Source organism: Novosphingobium sp. KN65.2 (assembly GCF_001368935.1).
In the GTDB taxonomy this organism is placed as follows: domain Bacteria; phylum Pseudomonadota; class Alphaproteobacteria; order Sphingomonadales; family Sphingomonadaceae; genus Novosphingobium; species Novosphingobium mathurense.
Window position 1 is genome coordinate 1 of record NZ_CCBH010000125.1, and the last position, 513, is coordinate 513.

1 protein-coding gene is annotated in these 513 nt (G+C 56.3%); it reads right to left on the minus strand.

Annotated features, from left to right (window positions below):
* Positions 1 to 32 precede the first annotated feature (32 nt).
* Positions 33 to 452, minus strand: coding sequence for an IS200/IS605 family transposase (gene tnpA, locus SPHV1_RS04575; RefSeq protein WP_054944868.1), 420 nt, complete (start codon positions 450 to 452; stop codon positions 33 to 35).
* Between the last annotated feature and the right edge of the window lie 61 nt (positions 453 to 513).

Sequence of the window (513 nt, forward strand, 5' to 3'; positions counted from 1 at the left end):
TCTGAACGACTGGCCGGCTGACGCCGGCAGGTTCACGGGCCGGGGCTGAAGCCATCCTTGTGGGTATGGCGATCCAGATAACGCATGATTACGTCATCGGTGATGTTGCCAGACGTGGTCGAGAAGTAACCGCGTTGCCAGAAGCGTTGCCCCCAGTAGCGCTTACGAATGTGTTCAAACTCCTGTTGAATCTTTCGGGAGGAACGTCCTTTGGCGCGGCGGACGAAATCGCTGACCGAGATATGTGGCGGGATCTCGACAAACATGTGGACATGATCGCGTGATAGGGCGCCGTTGATGATCGTTACTCCCATCTCAGCGCAGACTTGGCGAATGATCTCGCGCACACGAAGACGCACTTCGCCGTGCAGCACCTTGAACCGATATTTCGGCGCCCAAACCAAGTGGAAACGGTGATGAAATGTCGTATGGCAGCCGGTAGAATATCCCATAGCAGGGGTCCTCGGAAAAGTGAGACGTCACGCCTTCGGCGGTCTCACTTTTCCGAGGACC

Bases quoted from the DNA above. Each gene is read 5' to 3' on its own strand.
- tnpA (WP_054944868.1), bottom strand. From the start codon at position 452: ATGGGATATTCTACCGGCTGCCATACGACATTTCATCACCGTTTCCAC.